General features: G+C 56.4%; 14 protein-coding genes. 12 read left to right on the forward strand and 2 right to left on the reverse strand.

All coding sequences use genetic code 11. The features are described 5' to 3' along the window. Nucleotides 1-9 precede the first annotated feature (9 nt). The 4 genes from ACYVB2_RS14660 to ACYVB2_RS14675 are packed head-to-tail and all read left to right on the forward strand — an operon-like array spanning nt 10 to nt 4,218. Nucleotides 10-1,701, forward strand: a complete 1,692-nt coding sequence (locus tag ACYVB2_RS14660; protein ID WP_382434553.1) for a CTP synthase — start codon at nt 10-12, stop codon at nt 1,699-1,701. Next, nucleotides 1,698-2,555: a 3-deoxy-8-phosphooctulonate synthase gene (gene kdsA, locus ACYVB2_RS14665; protein WP_382434559.1), complete on the forward strand. Its 858-nt coding sequence runs from the start codon at nt 1,698-1,700 to the stop codon at nt 2,553-2,555. The genes ACYVB2_RS14660 and kdsA overlap by 4 nt, the downstream gene beginning before the upstream one ends. Before the next feature lie 43 nt (nt 2,556-2,598). Next, nucleotides 2,599-3,885, forward strand: a complete 1,287-nt coding sequence (gene eno / locus ACYVB2_RS14670) for a phosphopyruvate hydratase (RefSeq protein WP_382434561.1) — start codon at nt 2,599-2,601, stop codon at nt 3,883-3,885. A 51-nt stretch (nt 3,886-3,936) separates the two neighbouring features. Further along, complete coding sequence (locus ACYVB2_RS14675; protein WP_382434563.1) at nt 3,937-4,218, forward strand: septum formation initiator family protein; 282 nt, start codon at nt 3,937-3,939, stop codon at nt 4,216-4,218. Between the two features lie 45 nt (nt 4,219-4,263). Here the strand turns inward: ACYVB2_RS14675 and hslO are convergent, their stop codons facing one another. Continuing rightward, the gene (gene hslO, locus ACYVB2_RS14680; RefSeq protein WP_382434565.1) at nt 4,264-5,253 is read right to left on the reverse strand and encodes an Hsp33 family molecular chaperone HslO; all 990 of its coding nucleotides are present in this window, start codon (nt 5,251-5,253) and stop codon (nt 4,264-4,266) included. 32 nt (nt 5,254-5,285) lie between these two features. Then, nucleotides 5,286-5,810, reverse strand: a complete 525-nt coding sequence (locus ACYVB2_RS14685; protein ID WP_382434567.1) for a gamma carbonic anhydrase family protein — start codon at nt 5,808-5,810, stop codon at nt 5,286-5,288. Nucleotides 5,811-5,854: 44 nt separating this feature from the next. On the opposite strand from ACYVB2_RS14685, the gene ACYVB2_RS14690 reads away from it, so the two are divergent. The 8 genes from ACYVB2_RS14690 to ACYVB2_RS14725 form a co-directional block, all read left to right on the forward strand. Then, nucleotides 5,855-6,661: a ferritin-like domain-containing protein gene (locus tag ACYVB2_RS14690; protein WP_382434569.1), complete on the forward strand. Its 807-nt coding sequence runs from the start codon at nt 5,855-5,857 to the stop codon at nt 6,659-6,661. A gap of 84 nt (nt 6,662-6,745) precedes the next feature. Further along, nucleotides 6,746-7,984, forward strand: a complete 1,239-nt coding sequence (locus ACYVB2_RS14695; protein ID WP_382434571.1) for an EAL and HDOD domain-containing protein — start codon at nt 6,746-6,748, stop codon at nt 7,982-7,984. Between the two features lie 64 nt (nt 7,985-8,048). Next, nucleotides 8,049-9,329 (forward strand): EAL and HDOD domain-containing protein, encoded by a 1,281-nt coding sequence (locus tag ACYVB2_RS14700; protein ID WP_382434573.1) that lies wholly within the window; start codon nt 8,049-8,051, stop codon nt 9,327-9,329. Between the two features lie 270 nt (nt 9,330-9,599). Next, nucleotides 9,600-10,808, forward strand: coding sequence for a methyl-accepting chemotaxis protein (locus ACYVB2_RS14705; RefSeq protein WP_382434575.1), 1,209 nt, complete (start codon nt 9,600-9,602; stop codon nt 10,806-10,808). Nucleotides 10,809-10,816: 8 nt separating this feature from the next. Beyond that, nucleotides 10,817-11,185 (forward strand): response regulator, encoded by a 369-nt coding sequence (locus ACYVB2_RS14710; protein WP_382434577.1) that lies wholly within the window; start codon nt 10,817-10,819, stop codon nt 11,183-11,185. A 16-nt stretch (nt 11,186-11,201) separates the two neighbouring features. After that, nucleotides 11,202-11,528 (forward strand): STAS domain-containing protein, encoded by a 327-nt coding sequence (locus ACYVB2_RS14715; RefSeq protein ID WP_460537138.1) that lies wholly within the window; start codon nt 11,202-11,204, stop codon nt 11,526-11,528. Nucleotides 11,529-11,560: 32 nt separating this feature from the next. Further along, nucleotides 11,561-13,744 (forward strand): chemotaxis protein CheA, encoded by a 2,184-nt coding sequence (locus ACYVB2_RS14720; RefSeq protein ID WP_382434582.1) that lies wholly within the window; start codon nt 11,561-11,563, stop codon nt 13,742-13,744. A 49-nt stretch (nt 13,745-13,793) separates the two neighbouring features. Beyond that, nucleotides 13,794-14,772, forward strand: a 979-nt coding sequence (locus ACYVB2_RS14725) for an MCP four helix bundle domain-containing protein (RefSeq protein ID WP_382434584.1), incomplete at its 3' end; no start/stop codon positions are given.

The following is a 14,772-nucleotide window of genomic DNA, read 5'->3' on the forward strand; positions in this document are numbered from 1 at the left end:
ATAAATGACATGACCAAATTTGTCTTCGTCACCGGCGGTGTGGTGTCTTCCCTGGGCAAGGGAATCGCCTCAGCCTCCCTTGCCGCGATTCTCGAATCGCGGGGCCTCAAAGTCACCCTCATCAAGCTCGACCCTTACATCAACGTCGATCCGGGCACCATGTCGCCATTCCAGCATGGCGAGGTTTTTGTGACCGACGACGGCGCCGAAACCGACCTCGACCTGGGCCACTATGAGCGTTTCATCGAAACGCGCATGAAGAAGTCCAACAACTTCACCACGGGCAAAATTTACCAGTCGGTGCTAGAAAAAGAGCGCCGGGGTGATTACCTCGGCAAGACCGTGCAGGTCATTCCACATGTGACCAACGAGATCCAAGAGTACATCAAACGCGGTGCAGGCATTGGCACGCCCGATGCAGTGGATGTAGCCATCTGCGAAATCGGTGGCACGGTAGGCGATATTGAATCACTGCCCTTCTTAGAGGCCGTGCGCCAATTGAGCCTCAAGCTCGGCCCCAACAACGCCGCTTTTGTCCACCTCACCTACTTGCCTTGGATTGCAGCTGCGGGCGAACTCAAGACCAAGCCCACCCAGCACACCGTGCAAGAGTTGCGCAAAATCGGTATCCAACCCGATGCGCTGCTGTGCCGTGCCGAGCACAAGGTGCCACCCGACGAGCGCGCCAAAATCTCGCTGTTTACCAACGTGCCCGAGTGGGGCGTGATCAGCATGTGGGATGTAGACACCATCTACAAAGTACCGCGCATGTTGCACGAACAGGGCTTGGATGGCCTGATTTGCGACCGTTTGCGCCTGCACACTCCCCCCACCAGCCTCAAACGCTGGGATGCACTGGTCTATGAAACCGAGCATCCGCAAGGCCAAGTCCGGATTGCCATGGTGGGCAAATACGTTGATTTGTCCGACAGCTACAAATCGGTCAATGAGGCACTGCGCCACGCCGGTATGCAAAGCCATGTGCGCGTCAAAATTGACCACATCGACTCCGAAACCATCACCCCTGAGGGCGTAGCCAGCTTGGGGCAGTACGATGCCATTTTGGTGCCCGGTGGTTTTGGTCAACGCGGTGTAGAAGGCAAAATTTGCACAGCCCAATATGCCCGTGAGCACCAAGTGCCCTATCTGGGCATCTGCTTGGGAATGCAAGTGGCTACCATCGAATATGCCCGCCATGTGGCCGGTTTGGCAGGTGCCAACAGCACCGAGTTTGACCCCCAAACCAAGCACCCGGTTATCGCACTCATCACCGAGTGGAAAGATGCTGATGGCAGCATCCAAAAGCGCAATGCAAGTTCCGACTTGGGCGGCACCATGCGCCTGGGCGCACAAAGCTCGGATGTGGCTCCCGGCACCTTGGCGCACAGCATCTATGGCGATGTGGTCACCGAGCGCCACCGTCACCGCTACGAAGCCAACGTCAACTACCTCGACAAGCTGCGCAAGGCCGGGTTGGTGATTTCTGCCCTAACGCAGCGTGAGCACCTGACCGAAATCGTTGAACTGCCACAAAATGTCCACCCGTGGTATGTGGGTGTGCAGTTCCACCCCGAGTTTAAATCAACACCGTGGGCTGGTCATCCGCTGTTCAATGCCTTTATCAAGGCAGCCATTGCCCACCAGCAAGCGCAAAAACCAGCACAAGCAGCTCCAGCCACCACCACGGAGGCCAACGCATGAAGCTGTGTGGCTTTGATGTCGGCCTGGATCAGCGGTTCTTTCTGATCGCGGGGCCGTGCGTGATCGAATCTGAACAATTGCAGATGGATGTGGCCGGGCAACTGAAGGAAATCTGCGCCAGCTTGGGTATTCCATTCATCTTCAAGAGCAGCTTTGACAAGGCCAACCGCTCCTCCGGCACCAGCTTTCGTGGCCCCGGTATGGAAAAAGGGCTAGAAATTCTGGCCAAAATCAAGCGCGAGCTGAATGTGCCGGTGCTCACCGATGTGCATACCGAGGCCGAGGTGCCCCATGTGGCAGCTGTGGTTGATGTGCTGCAAACCCCGGCCTTTTTGTGCCGCCAAACCGACTTTATCCACGCTGTGGCGCAGTCGGGCAAGCCGGTGAACATCAAAAAGGGGCAATTTTTGGCTCCACACGACATGAAAAATGTCATCGACAAAGCCCGCGCCGCTGCCCGCGAAGCAGGCTTGCCCGAAGACAACTTCATGGCCTGTGAGCGCGGTGCCAGCTTTGGTTACAACAATCTGGTCTCAGACATGCGCAGCTTGGCGATTTTGCGCGAAACCGGTGCGCCGGTGGTGTTTGATGCCACGCACAGCGTGCAACTGCCCGGGGGCCAAGGCACCAGCAGCGGCGGCCAGCGCGAGATGGTGCCCGTGCTGGCCCGTGCTGCTGTGGCTGTGGGCGTGGCGGGGTTGTTTATGGAAACCCACCCCAACCCGGCCCAAGCCCTGAGCGATGGCCCCAATGCTGTGCCGCTCAAGCACATGAAGGCGCTGCTAGAAACCCTGGTGGCGCTAGACACCGTGACCAAAAAGAACGGTTTTCTCGAAGACCACTTCAGCGCCTGAAGTAGCCTCCTCCCTGTTTGTTAGCTAGAAATGGAAAAATACCATGAGTGCAATCGTTGATATCGTAGGCCGCGAAGTACTAGACAGCCGTGGCAACCCCACCGTCGAATGTGACGTGCTGCTCGAATCGGGCGTGATGGGCCGTGCTGCCGTACCTTCGGGTGCCTCCACCGGCTCGCGTGAAGCCATTGAACTGCGCGATGGCGACAAAGGCCGCTACTTGGGCAAGGGCGTGCTCAAGGCCGTAGAACACATCAACAGCGAAATCGCCGAAGCCATTCTGGGCTTGGACGCGGCTGAACAAGCCTTCCTAGACAAAACCCTGATTGACTTGGACGGCACCGATAACAAAGGCCGTTTGGGTGCCAATGCCATTTTGGCTGTGTCGATGGCTGTGGCCCGTGCTGCCGCTGAAGAGGCAGGCCTGCCCCTGTACCGCTACTTTGGCGGCATGGGTGCAGTGCAAATGCCCGTGCCCATGATGAACGTGATCAACGGCGGCGCACATGCCAACAACTCGCTGGACATCCAAGAGTTCATGATTATTCCAGTGGGCGCACCCACGTTCCGCGAAGCCATTCGCTGGGGCGCTGAAGTGTTCCACGCCCTGAAAAAAATCATCCACGACAAAGGCATGAGCACCGCCGTGGGTGACGAAGGTGGTTTTGCACCTTCCGTCGAGAACCACGAAGCCGCTATCCAACTGATTTTGCAAGCCATCGATGCCGCCGGTTACACCGCTGGCGAACAAATCGCCTTGGGCTTGGACTGTGCTGCCAGCGAGTTCTACAAAGACGGCCACTACGTACTGGAAGGCGAAGGTGGCCTCAAACTCACGGCCCAGCAATGGACGGACATGCTGGCTACTTGGTGCGACAAGTACCCCATCATCAGCATCGAAGACGCGATGCACGAAGGCGATTGGGACGGCTGGAAGCACATCACAGAGCGTTTGGGCAAAAACGTGCAATTGGTGGGTGATGATTTGTTCGTGACCAACACCAAGATTTTGCAAGAGGGCATCGACAAGGGCATCTCCAACTCGATCCTCATCAAGATCAACCAAATTGGCACCCTGTCTGAGACATTCGCCGCCATCGAGATGGCCAAGCGCGCCGGTTACACCGCCGTCATCAGCCACCGCTCGGGCGAAACCGAAGACAGCACCATTGCCGACATTGCCGTAGGCACCAACGCTGGTCAAATCAAAACCGGTAGCCTGAGCCGTTCCGACCGCATGGCCAAGTACAACCAACTGCTGCGCATCGAAGAAGACTTGGGCGAAGTGGCTTATTACCCAGGCCGTCGCGCGTTCTACAACCTGCGTTAAACCACTGATGCACCTGCCCTTGGCAAACTCGTCACCTGAACGGCAAACGCTATGACCCCACGCATTGTGGTTCCGGTGGTCTTGCTCACCTTGTTGGCGATGCTGCACGCCCAGCTTTGGCAAGGGCGGGGCAGCATTCCCTATGTGCGGGAGATGCGCCAGAAAATCGCACTCCAGCAAGAAACCAATGCCAAGGCGCTGGCAGAAAACCAACGCCTACAGTCCGAGGTACAAGACCTTAGGGAAGGGCTGGACATGGTAGAAGAAAAAGCCCGCAGCGAGCTGGGCATGGTCAAGCAGGGCGAGATTTTTGTGCAATACACCCCGCGTTGATTTTTTCCATGCCACCCGCACCAGCACCACTGGGTGGCAAGGTTTTTAATGCACGCTGTCAGGCACAGGTGGCTGCTGTGCTGGTGATGCAAAAATCTGTGCCGCATCTACCGGGTCAAAGCGGTATTGCTGGCCGCAGTATTCACAGCCCACTTCAATTTGCCCCTGCTCGGCCAGCACGCTCTCGGCTTCGGCCACCCCCAAGCTCTGTAACATGCGGCTCACGCGCTCACGGCTGCAAGAGCAGGCAAAGCGCGGGCCTTGCTCGCCTTGCAGAGGTTCAAAGCGCAGCAGTTTTTCTTCCCAAAACAGGCGACGCAAAATGGTGTCTACATCCAGCGTCAGCAGCTCGTCGCGGGTCAGGCTGGCCGCCAAATGGGCAATACGGTTGTAGTCTTCATTCAGGCCCATTTGATCGGCTTCGGCGCTGTGGGCGTGGCTTTGGGCAAGGTTGCCTTCGCCCTTCATCGGCATACGCTGTACCAACAGCCCGGCAGCCACACTGTCATTGGCCGCTAGCACCAGCGTTGCATCCAATTGTTCGGATTGCAGCATGTAATGCGATAGCACATCCCCCAAGTGGTCGAGCTTGCGCCCCTGCGCATCTACCAGTGGCACTACCCCTTGGTAGGGCTGCTGGCCCGGAAACCTGTCTTTGGGGTCTAAGGTGATGGCACAGCGGCCACCACCATGCACATTCACCAAATGGCTCAGGGCAGCGTCATCGGCCACGGCCCCTTTGAGCGTGGCAGTGGCGCGCAATTGCAAATCCGATTGCACTTCGGCTACTGCTACCTTGACGGGGCCATCCCCAAAAATTTGCAGTACCAGTGCCCCATTGAACTTGATACCCGATTGCATCAATACCCCTGCCGCCACCATCTCACCCAGCAGCTCACGCACTGGCACAGGGTAGGGGCCAGTGGCCGTATTAGCAGTGCGGCGTTGCAAAATTTCAACCCAAGCATCGGTCAGACGCACAATGGCCCCACGCACGGGCTGGCCGTCAAACAAGAATTTGTGAAGTTCAGACACGCAAAAATTTTCCTGCAATCAAAAAAGAACGATCAGCCGATTTTTCGTAGTCCACCGCGAAAGCGGCGGGCATTGTCAATGTAATGGGCTGCGCTGCGGCGCAAGCCTTCTATCTGCTCTGGGGTGAGTTGGCGCACCACTTTGGCCGGAGTGCCCATAATCATGGAGCCATCAGGAAACTCCTTGCCCTCCGTGACCAAAGAGCCTGCGCCCACCAAGCAATGACGGCCAATGCGGGCGCCATTGAGCACCACAGCGCCAATCCCAATCAAGGACTCATCACCAATCGTGCAACCATGCAGCGTCACTTGGTGGCCCACCGTCACGCGCTCGCCCACCACCAAAGGCTGCCCCGCATCGGCGTGTAGCACGCAAGCATCTTGGATATTGCTGCCCGCACCAATGGTGATGGCATCGGTATCACCACGCACCACCGTGCCAAACCAAACGCTAGCCTCCTCACCCAGTATCACTTGGCCGATGACTTGGGCGCTATCAGCCACCCACGCCAACGCTGCCACCTGCGGCACCATGCCATCGAGTTCATAAATTGCCATTGGGATTTGTCGTCCTGTGAATGCGATTGCCTAGAATTGTAGAGATGGAACTCCGCCACCGTGCCTTACAGGTTTTGTGCCTTGCCCACCCCGACGAAAAAGCCACTGCTGCACTGGCCTTGTATGCTGTGGCAGATCAGTGCAGCATCGCCACCACGGCACCTGTGCCACCCTCAAACCCCGAAGCTTTACCAGGTCGGCCAGAGCGCCCCGTGCTGCTGCACCACACCGCTGTCAAACGCCGTTCGCCAGCCACCCCTGAGGGCCGTGCCATATTGCTGCATGCCATTGCACACATCGAGTTCAATGCCATCAATTTGGCACTGGATGCCATTTGGCGCTTTGATGGTATGCCAGCGGCCTTTTACCAAGACTGGTTGCGGGTGGCTGCCGAAGAAGCCAAACACTTTCAATTGCTCCGGGACTTGTTGCGCACACTGGGCCATGACTACGGGGACTTTCCAGCCCACCAAGGGCTATGGACGATGTGCGAAAAGACCCAACACGACATCGTGGCCCGCATGGCGCTGGTGCCACGCACACTAGAGGCCCGTGGACTGGACGCCACGCCACTGATACAGCAAAAACTGCGGCAGGCCGGCACCACCGATGCACTGCAAGCTGTGGCTGTTCTAGACATCATCCTGCGTGAAGAAGTTGGCCATGTTGCCATCGGCAACCACTGGTACCGTTGGCTTTGCGTGCGCGATGGCCTGAATCCAGAAACACACTACACCACGCTGGTGCAGCACTACCAAGCCCCCCGACCCAAGCCACCATTCAACGAAACTGCCCGACGGCAAGCTGGCTTTACGGATACCGAGCTGGCTTGGCTGCTGTATACAGACTGACCCTGTGTCCAGACACGGCCTCCATACTTCCTAAAATAGCCAGACAGCTGCACTCAGCAGCACCTACCGGAAAAAATACACACCATGTCGAGCACATCCGCCGATCAGACCAGCGCCACCATGATCGCCCGTCAGGCCATCGTTAATGCCCAACATATCGTCATCGGCTACGAACTGTTCAACCGCTCTCGCCCTGAACCCACCCATACGGCTGCCACTGATGTTGCGCTGGTATTTACCGCCCTCTCGCACGCGGGCACCGATGAACTGGTCGGAAAGAAACTGATCTTCGTCAATTGCACCCACGAAAGCCTGGTCGGTGGGCACCTGGAACTGGTAGACCCAGAAAAGGTGGTACTAGAAATCCCACCACTGGGCCATGCGGCCTCTGAAGAAGTAGCCGCCCGCTTGCCCACCTTGGCCGCCTTGCGTGCCCGTGGCTTTCACCTTGCGTTTAACCATACGGTGCTGCAATCGGCCTACATGCCTTGGTTGCCACTGGCCGACTACATCAAACTCGACCTGTCGGTGCTGGCCCCCGACCAGCTGGCCGTGCTGATCAACTACGCCCAGCGTCACAGTGAAGCCGATTTGATTGCCGAAAAAGTAGAAACTGCCCAACAGTACGACATGGTTTCCACCCAAGGCGTACAGATGTTCCAAGGCTACTGGTTTGCCCGGCCCGCCTTGGTGCGCGCCAAACTGGTCTCGCCTGCACAAAGCAGCATTCTGGAGTTGATCAATCTGGTGCGCAAGCAAGCCAGCACCGAAGATATCGAAGAAGTCCTGAAAAAGGATGCGGGGCTGGCATTCAACCTGATGCGACTCATCAACTCATCGGGCTTCGGCCTGGCCCGCGAGATCACTTCGTTCCGACAGGCAGTGATGCTGATGGGCCTGAAAAAACTCTTCCGCTGGGCGGCCCTGCTCTTGACCACATCACGCCAAGGAGGCACCCCTCCCTCCGTTGGTCAAACCGCCGTGGTGCGGGGAAGGCTGATGGAACTCTTGGCCTTGGAGAAGAAATTGCCACAAGATGAAACCGATCAAGCCTTTGTGATCGGCATCTTCTCTTTGCTCGATACCATGTTGGGCATGCCCATGGAGACCGCCCTCAGCTTGGTCAGTGTCCCCCCCAGCACGGAAGCCGCACTGCTACACAATGCAGGCGTGCTGGGCCATCTCTTGTCGCTGGCCAAGGCCTGTGAATCGGGCGATGACAACGCCTTTGACCATGCTGCCACCTCGTTGCAACTGAGCAGCCAACAGATCAACAGCGCCCATTTGCAAGCCCTGGCTTGGGCTGACCACTTTGCTGATTGATCCCCACCGCGGCAAGATGGCATCATCGCTCCTAGAATCGAAGCAAACCCACCTTCTTGTAGCCATGTCCAGCACGCCCGAACTACCCGTCTCAGCCTCTTCTGTCACCCCGGAGGACAACTCTGCGGACAATCTGGCCGTGATTGCACGCCAGGCCATTGTGGACGAGCACCGTGCCGTCTTTGGCTACGAACTTTTCGACCGCTCCACGGCCTCCAATGCCCACAGTGCCGACAGCGATGCAGCACTGTTGTTCAATGCCCTGTCTTACATCGGCACCGAATCCTTGGTCGGGCAAAAACTGGTGTTTATCAACTGCACCCACGAAAGTCTTTCTGGGGGCCATCTGGAGCTGATTCACCCCGAAAAGGTAGTGTTGGAAGTACCGGCCCTGCCCCAAGGCGCCAGCCACGAGGACATTGAAAGCCGTCGCCCCGTCTTAGAACAACTGCGCCGCCAAGGCTTTCGCTTGGCCTTCAGCGAGCAAGTGCTGACCCCAGACTACCTCAGCTGGTTGAACTTGGCAGCTTTTGTCAAGCTGGACATGACCACCTTCCCAGCCGAACAAGCCAAACCCTTGGTGCGTTTTGCCCAAGAACACAGTTCGGCCCGTTTGGTAGCAGAAAAGGTGGAATCCGCAGAGCAGCATCAGCTGATGGCTAGCTTGGGCGTGCATCTGTTCCAAGGCTACTGGTTTGCCAAACCTGCACTGGTCAAGGCCCATACCATCCGGCCATCGCAGGCCACAGTGATTCAGTTGATCAATTTGGTGCGCAAGCAAGCCACCACAGCAGAAATTGAAGACCTGCTCAAAAAAGACCCCACCCTGTCTTTTAACCTGTTGCGCTTCATCAACTCTTCAGGCTTTGGTTTGTCGTGCGAAATCACGTCCTTCCGGCATGCCGTCATGATTCTGGGTCTGCGCAAGCTGTTTCGCTGGGCAGCCTTGCTCTTGACAACATCACGGGCTGGTGGCTCGGCCCCTGCGGTCGGCACGACTGCCGTGGTACGAGGCCGACTGATGGAGTTGCTTGCCGCCGAACTGATGCCCCCCGAAGAATGCGACAACGCCTTTGTGGTCGGGGTGTTTTCGCTGCTAGACACCATGCTCGGTCTACCGATGGACAAGGCCTTGGAGTCGCTGGCCCTGCCCCAACCCGTAGTAGATGCACTATTGCACAATACCGGGCCTTTCGCACCATTTTTGGCCCTCACCAAAGCCTGCGAGAGTGGTGATGAGGCGGCCTTTGCCCTCAATGCCGAGGAACTGCACCTGTCCAACCGCCAAGTCAATTGGGCACACTTGCAAGCTCTGACCTGGGCAGAAAACCTCGACACCATGTAAGCCCCTTCCAGTGGCGTGGCTTGAGCGCCCAGATGCTACTGCCCCCAGCAAGGCTCTGGCGTACACACCACGGCTGCGTTGAGTCTTCTGATGTCTGCCATGCTGTGCAGCACAGCATGGGGCCGTCCACGCAGACCCGATTCAGCGACACGAAAAACTGGTAGGATTCCCGCGCGCCTGCCACATTTTGTTTCAAGAATATGGCTCGGCATTTTTATACCACTGATAAAAAATGGTGTTTCTCAGATTATCCATACAGGAGAACATTTCTTGATTCACTCCGACTGGAATAATTCAACCTTCTGGTCGCCCGTCACGTTGGGACTGGCCGGAAGTCTGGCAGTCATGGCCGTGGGCGGCTTCACACTGCTGCCCATCCTGTTGGCGGTGGCTTTGTTGGCCGCAGGTGTTTTTCTGGGTTGGCAAGCCCAACTCAATAAGCACAAGCAACTAGAGGCCCATTTGGTCAAGTTTTTGGCCGGGCAGCGGGAATTTGGCGAGAAGGTCACGCCCGTCTGGGCCGGACATATCAGCAACTCACGCACCCAGATGGAATCGGCCATCACCGCACTGACCAGCCGCTTCAGCGAAATCGTGCAACGGTTAGAAAAAACCGTTGCGGCAGCCAGTCAAGCCAGCACCTCCAGTGATGGACAAGGCTTGGACTTGGTAGATGTGGTGGCCCAGAGCCAACAAGAACTGACACAAGTCCTGACGTCGCAAACTTCGGCCATGAACAGCATGGCAGGCATGCTGGAGAAAGTGCAGTCTCTCAACCAGTTCACTAAACAGTTGGAAGACATGGCTACCGATGTAGCCAAGATTGCTTCTCAGACCAACCTACTGGCCCTGAATGCCGCCATTGAGGCGGCCCGCTCTGGAGAGCATGGGCGCGGCTTTGCCGTGGTAGCCAAAGAGTTCCGGATGCTCTCCAACCAGTCTGGAGAAACTGGCCGACGCATTGCCGAAATGGTCAAGGTCATCAGCGAGGCCATCAGCAGCACTTGCAACGCAGCACAACAATCGGTTCATCAAGAAGACCAAGCCATGCAGGCTTCGCAAGACCGCATTGTGAGCGTGCTAGAGAACTTTCGCAATATTGCCAGTGGTCTGATGGCATCCAGCGATTTGCTCAAACAGGAAAGCATGGCTATCCACGGCGATATTGGTGAAGCTTTAGTGAATTTGCAGTTCCAAGACCGAGTGAGTCAGATTCTGGTGCAGGTGGAGGGGAACATCCAGCAAATTCCCGTCTATTTCCTACGACATGAACAAGACTGCTTGAGTCGTGGAGACATGGCCCCGCTGGATGCCGAAGAATTTTTGGCCGAAATGCGTAAAACCTATGTCATGAAAGACCAGCATCTGGCACATGACCACAAAAGGATTGGCCCAGCCAGCCCCGCCAAAGCTGGTGCCGAAAAAACCGCTTCACCCACAACCACGTCCTCTGCGGACGATGACATTACTTTCTTTTAGGACGGCAGATGGCAAAAACAATCATGATTGTGGACGATTCAGCCTCTATCCGCATGGTGGTAGGTATCGCGCTGCGCGGTGCCGGCTACGAGGTAATCGAAGCCAAAGATGGCAAGGATGCTGTGGACAAACTCACAGGGCAAAAGGTGCATCTGATCATCAGCGATGTGAACATGCCCGTGATGGATGGCATCAGCTTTGTCAAGGCGGTCAAACAAATGCCCAATTACCGTTTCACCCCCATCATCATGCTCACCACCGAGTCGGATGAATCCAAGAAACGCGAGGGCCAGGCCGCTGGTGCTAAAGCTTGGGTGGTCAAGCCCTTCAAGCCGGAACAAATGCTCGGCGCCGTGCAGAAACTCTGTCTGCCCTAACACCGGCTGTTGCACCATGACAACCGCTACGTCCCTCCCGGTGTCCTTGCGCATCGATGGTGAAATGACCATCTACCGCGCGGCGGAACTCAAACAGTTGCTGTTGGAACCACTGCAACCCCATGCCACCGTCGAAGTCAATCTCTCTGGGGTCACGGAACTGGATACCGCCGGGTTGCAACTGCTGCTGCTGGCCAAACGTACTGCGCTCCAACAAGAAGGGCAATTGCGTCTGGTGGGCCACAGTCCGGCAGTGCTCAATGTGTTTGATCTGCTGAACTTGGCAGCCTACTTTGGCGACGACCTGGTCATCGCACACCCACCAGGCGCAGCACGCAACTGATCACAGGGGCCATCCCTGCAAGAAGGTCTGTCATGAATCTCGACCAAGCCCTACAAACCTTCCTGGTAGAAAGCCGGGAACTGCTCGAAGAGATGGAAACCTGCCTGCTCTCACTGGAGGAGGCGGAGGAAAAGTCTGAACTCATCAATGCCATTTTTCGGGCTGCCCACACCATCAAAGGTTCTTCTGGGCTGTTTGGTCTTGATGGTGTTGTGGCATTTACCCACGTCACCGAAAGCGTACTAGACCGGGTACGCGATGGCCGCATTGCGATCTCTGACCCCTTGATCGCCCTGCTGCTCTCCTGCCGTGACCACATTGGCACCCTGATTGATGCCGTAGCTGCCGATCAGGATACGACCGACCCCGCCCTGACCGCACAGGGAGCCCCCCTGCTGGAGCAGTTGCGCAGTTACTTGGGTGATCCTGCCACACCTGCCAGCTCCAACCTGGCTCCGGCCTCTGCTGCCGCTACCGAGCACACAGCACAACGCCTGCCACCTGCAATAGCAACACAAGACCATTGGCACATCTCGCTGCGCTTTGGGGCAGATGTGCTGCGCAATGGCATGGACCCCCTGTCATTTCTGCGCTTTTTGGAAACCCTCGGGCAAATTGGCGAAGTGCTGGTACTGCACGACAAGCTGCCCGAAGCCTCCAAGATGGATCCGGAGTCTTGCTATCTCGGTTATGAAATCGAGTTCAACAGCAATGCCTCCAAAGCAGCCATCGAAAACGTCTTCGAGTTTGTGCGCGACGACTGTCAGTTGCACATCGTGCCGCCACACAGCCGCACCAGCGACTACATCCGGATTCTGGAACAAGAGTCCCACGAAGCCTCCACACGCATCGGTGAAATGATGGTGCATTGTGGCGCTCTCACGCAGCAAGAGTTGGATACGGCACTGCACGCCCAAGCGGTAGCACCATCGCCCCCGCCACTGCTGGGCAAAGTGCTGGTGCAACAGCAGGCGGTAGTCCCGGAGGTGGTAGAGGCCGCCGCCAAAAAACAGGCACAACTCAAAGAGCTACATGCCCAAGAGAGCCGCTCCATCCGCATTGACGCCGACAAACTCGATCAATTGATCAATCTGGTCGGTGAGCTGATTATTGTTGGTGCGGGCGTGAACCTGGTGGCACAGCGGGCCAACATCACCGAACTGCAAGAACACACATCCAAACTGTCCAGCTTGGTGGAAGAGGTGCGCGACAGCGCACTGCAACTACGCATGGTCAAAATAGGTGCCACGTTCAGCCGCTTCCAACGGGTGGTGCATGATGTCTCGCGCGAGTTAGGCAAAGACATTGCACTGGTCATCAATGGGGAAGAAACGGAACTGGACAAAACCGTAGTCGAAAAAATTGGCGATCCACTGATGCACCTGGTGCGCAATTCGATGGATCATGGCATTGAATCGGCGGCTGATCGACTGGCACGCAGCAAGCCAGCACAGGGGGTGCTGCGGCTGAATGCCTTTCACGACTCTGGCAGCATCGTCATCACCGTTGAAGATGACGGTGGCGGCCTAAAACGAGACAAAATTCTGAGCAAAGCCATCGAGCGGGGGCTGGTCGAATCCGGGCATCACCTCACGGACAGCGAAGTCTATGCGCTGATTTTTGAACCGGGGTTCTCCACTGCCGATCAAGTCTCCAACCTTTCGGGACGTGGTGTAGGCCTGGACGTGGTCAAGCGCAATATTGCGGCCTTGCGCGGCAGCGTGAGCCTGCACAGTGAAGAAGGCCAAGGCACCACTGTGTCCATTCGCCTACCTTTGACTTTAGCCATCATTGACGGCTTTTTGGTAGAAGTGGACACCTCGGTATTTGCTATTCCGCTGGACATGATCGAAGAATGTGTCGCTTTTTCCGCCGAACCGGGGCACAACTACACCAATCTGCGCGGTGAGATTCTGCCCTTTATCCGCTTACGTGAATTGTTTGATATTCGCACTCCAGCCAAGCGGCGCGAGAACATCGTCGTACTCAAACATTCTGGTCAAAAGGCAGGCTTGGTGGTTGATACCCTGCTGGGAGAGTTTCAGACGGTTATCAAGCCCTTGGGGAAATTGTTCAATCAGGCCCGTTGCATCAGTGGTTCCACCATTCTCGGCAGTGGTGAGGTCGCATTGATTTTGGATGTTCCTGCCCTGATACAGCAAGCCACCCAAGGCCATACAGAATTCAAAAAGAGTGAAGCCCTTGCGTTGGCCTGAAATCCTGCTCTTGCCATGAAATAACACTCCGGCCCGAAGAAAGAACACTATGTTTAGAAACATAAAAATTGGCATTCGATTGGCTATTGGATTCTCCGCCACACTGACTCTTCTGGCGATTGTGGTCGGCATTGGCATGTCCCGCATTAACCAGATTAACGAGGATGTTCGCTCTCTGGTGCAGGAGGATTTTCCTAAAACAGTCATTGCCAACGCCCTGGTAGATGCTGTCAATGTCAATGCGCGGGTACTGCGCAATGCTTATATCTTCAAAGAGACTGAGATCCAAAAAGAATTGGATCGCTTGCCAGAGCAAAGTCGGATCATCTCGGAGAGCCTGGCCAAACTAGACAAAATGATCGAAACAGATGCAGGCAAGGCAAGTCTAGAAAAGGTCAAGGAAGCTCGCGCGGCCTACCTGAAAGAGATGAACCGCTATGTGGATCTGATCAAAGCAAGCCAACGCGAAGAAGCTGCGGGCATGTTGTCTGGCGCATTACGCAATAGCCAAGCCAACTATATTGCGGCGGTGCGAGGTTTGGTAGAGGGTCAAAGCACCCTGATTGTGCAGCGAGGCAAAGATGCTGAAGCCCTGGCAGCCAATGCAGAACGCCTGCTGCTCATCTTGGCAGTGGTGGCGGCCGTCCTGAGTGCGGTGTTGGGCTGGATGATCACCCGCAGTATTACTGCGCCTACGCAGCAACTGATGAACCATGCCAATGACATGGCAGCAGGCAACTTTGGTAATGTGCTGGCCCTGAACCAAAAAGATGAGATAGGTGCCTTGGCTCAATCGCTGGCTACCATGCAGGGTGCAGTGCAAGCCATGATCACCGATGCCAATTTGCTGGTCAATGCTGCCGTGCAAGGCAAACTGGCCACCCGTGCCGATGCCAACAAGCACCAGGGCGATTTCCGCAAGATCGTTCAAGGCGTCAATGACACGCTCGATGCCGTGATTGGCCCGCTCAATGTGGCCGCCAAATATGTCGAGTTGATCGCCATCGGCGACACCCCCAAACCCATCA

The sequence above is a fragment of the Giesbergeria giesbergeri genome (genome assembly GCF_054779375.1).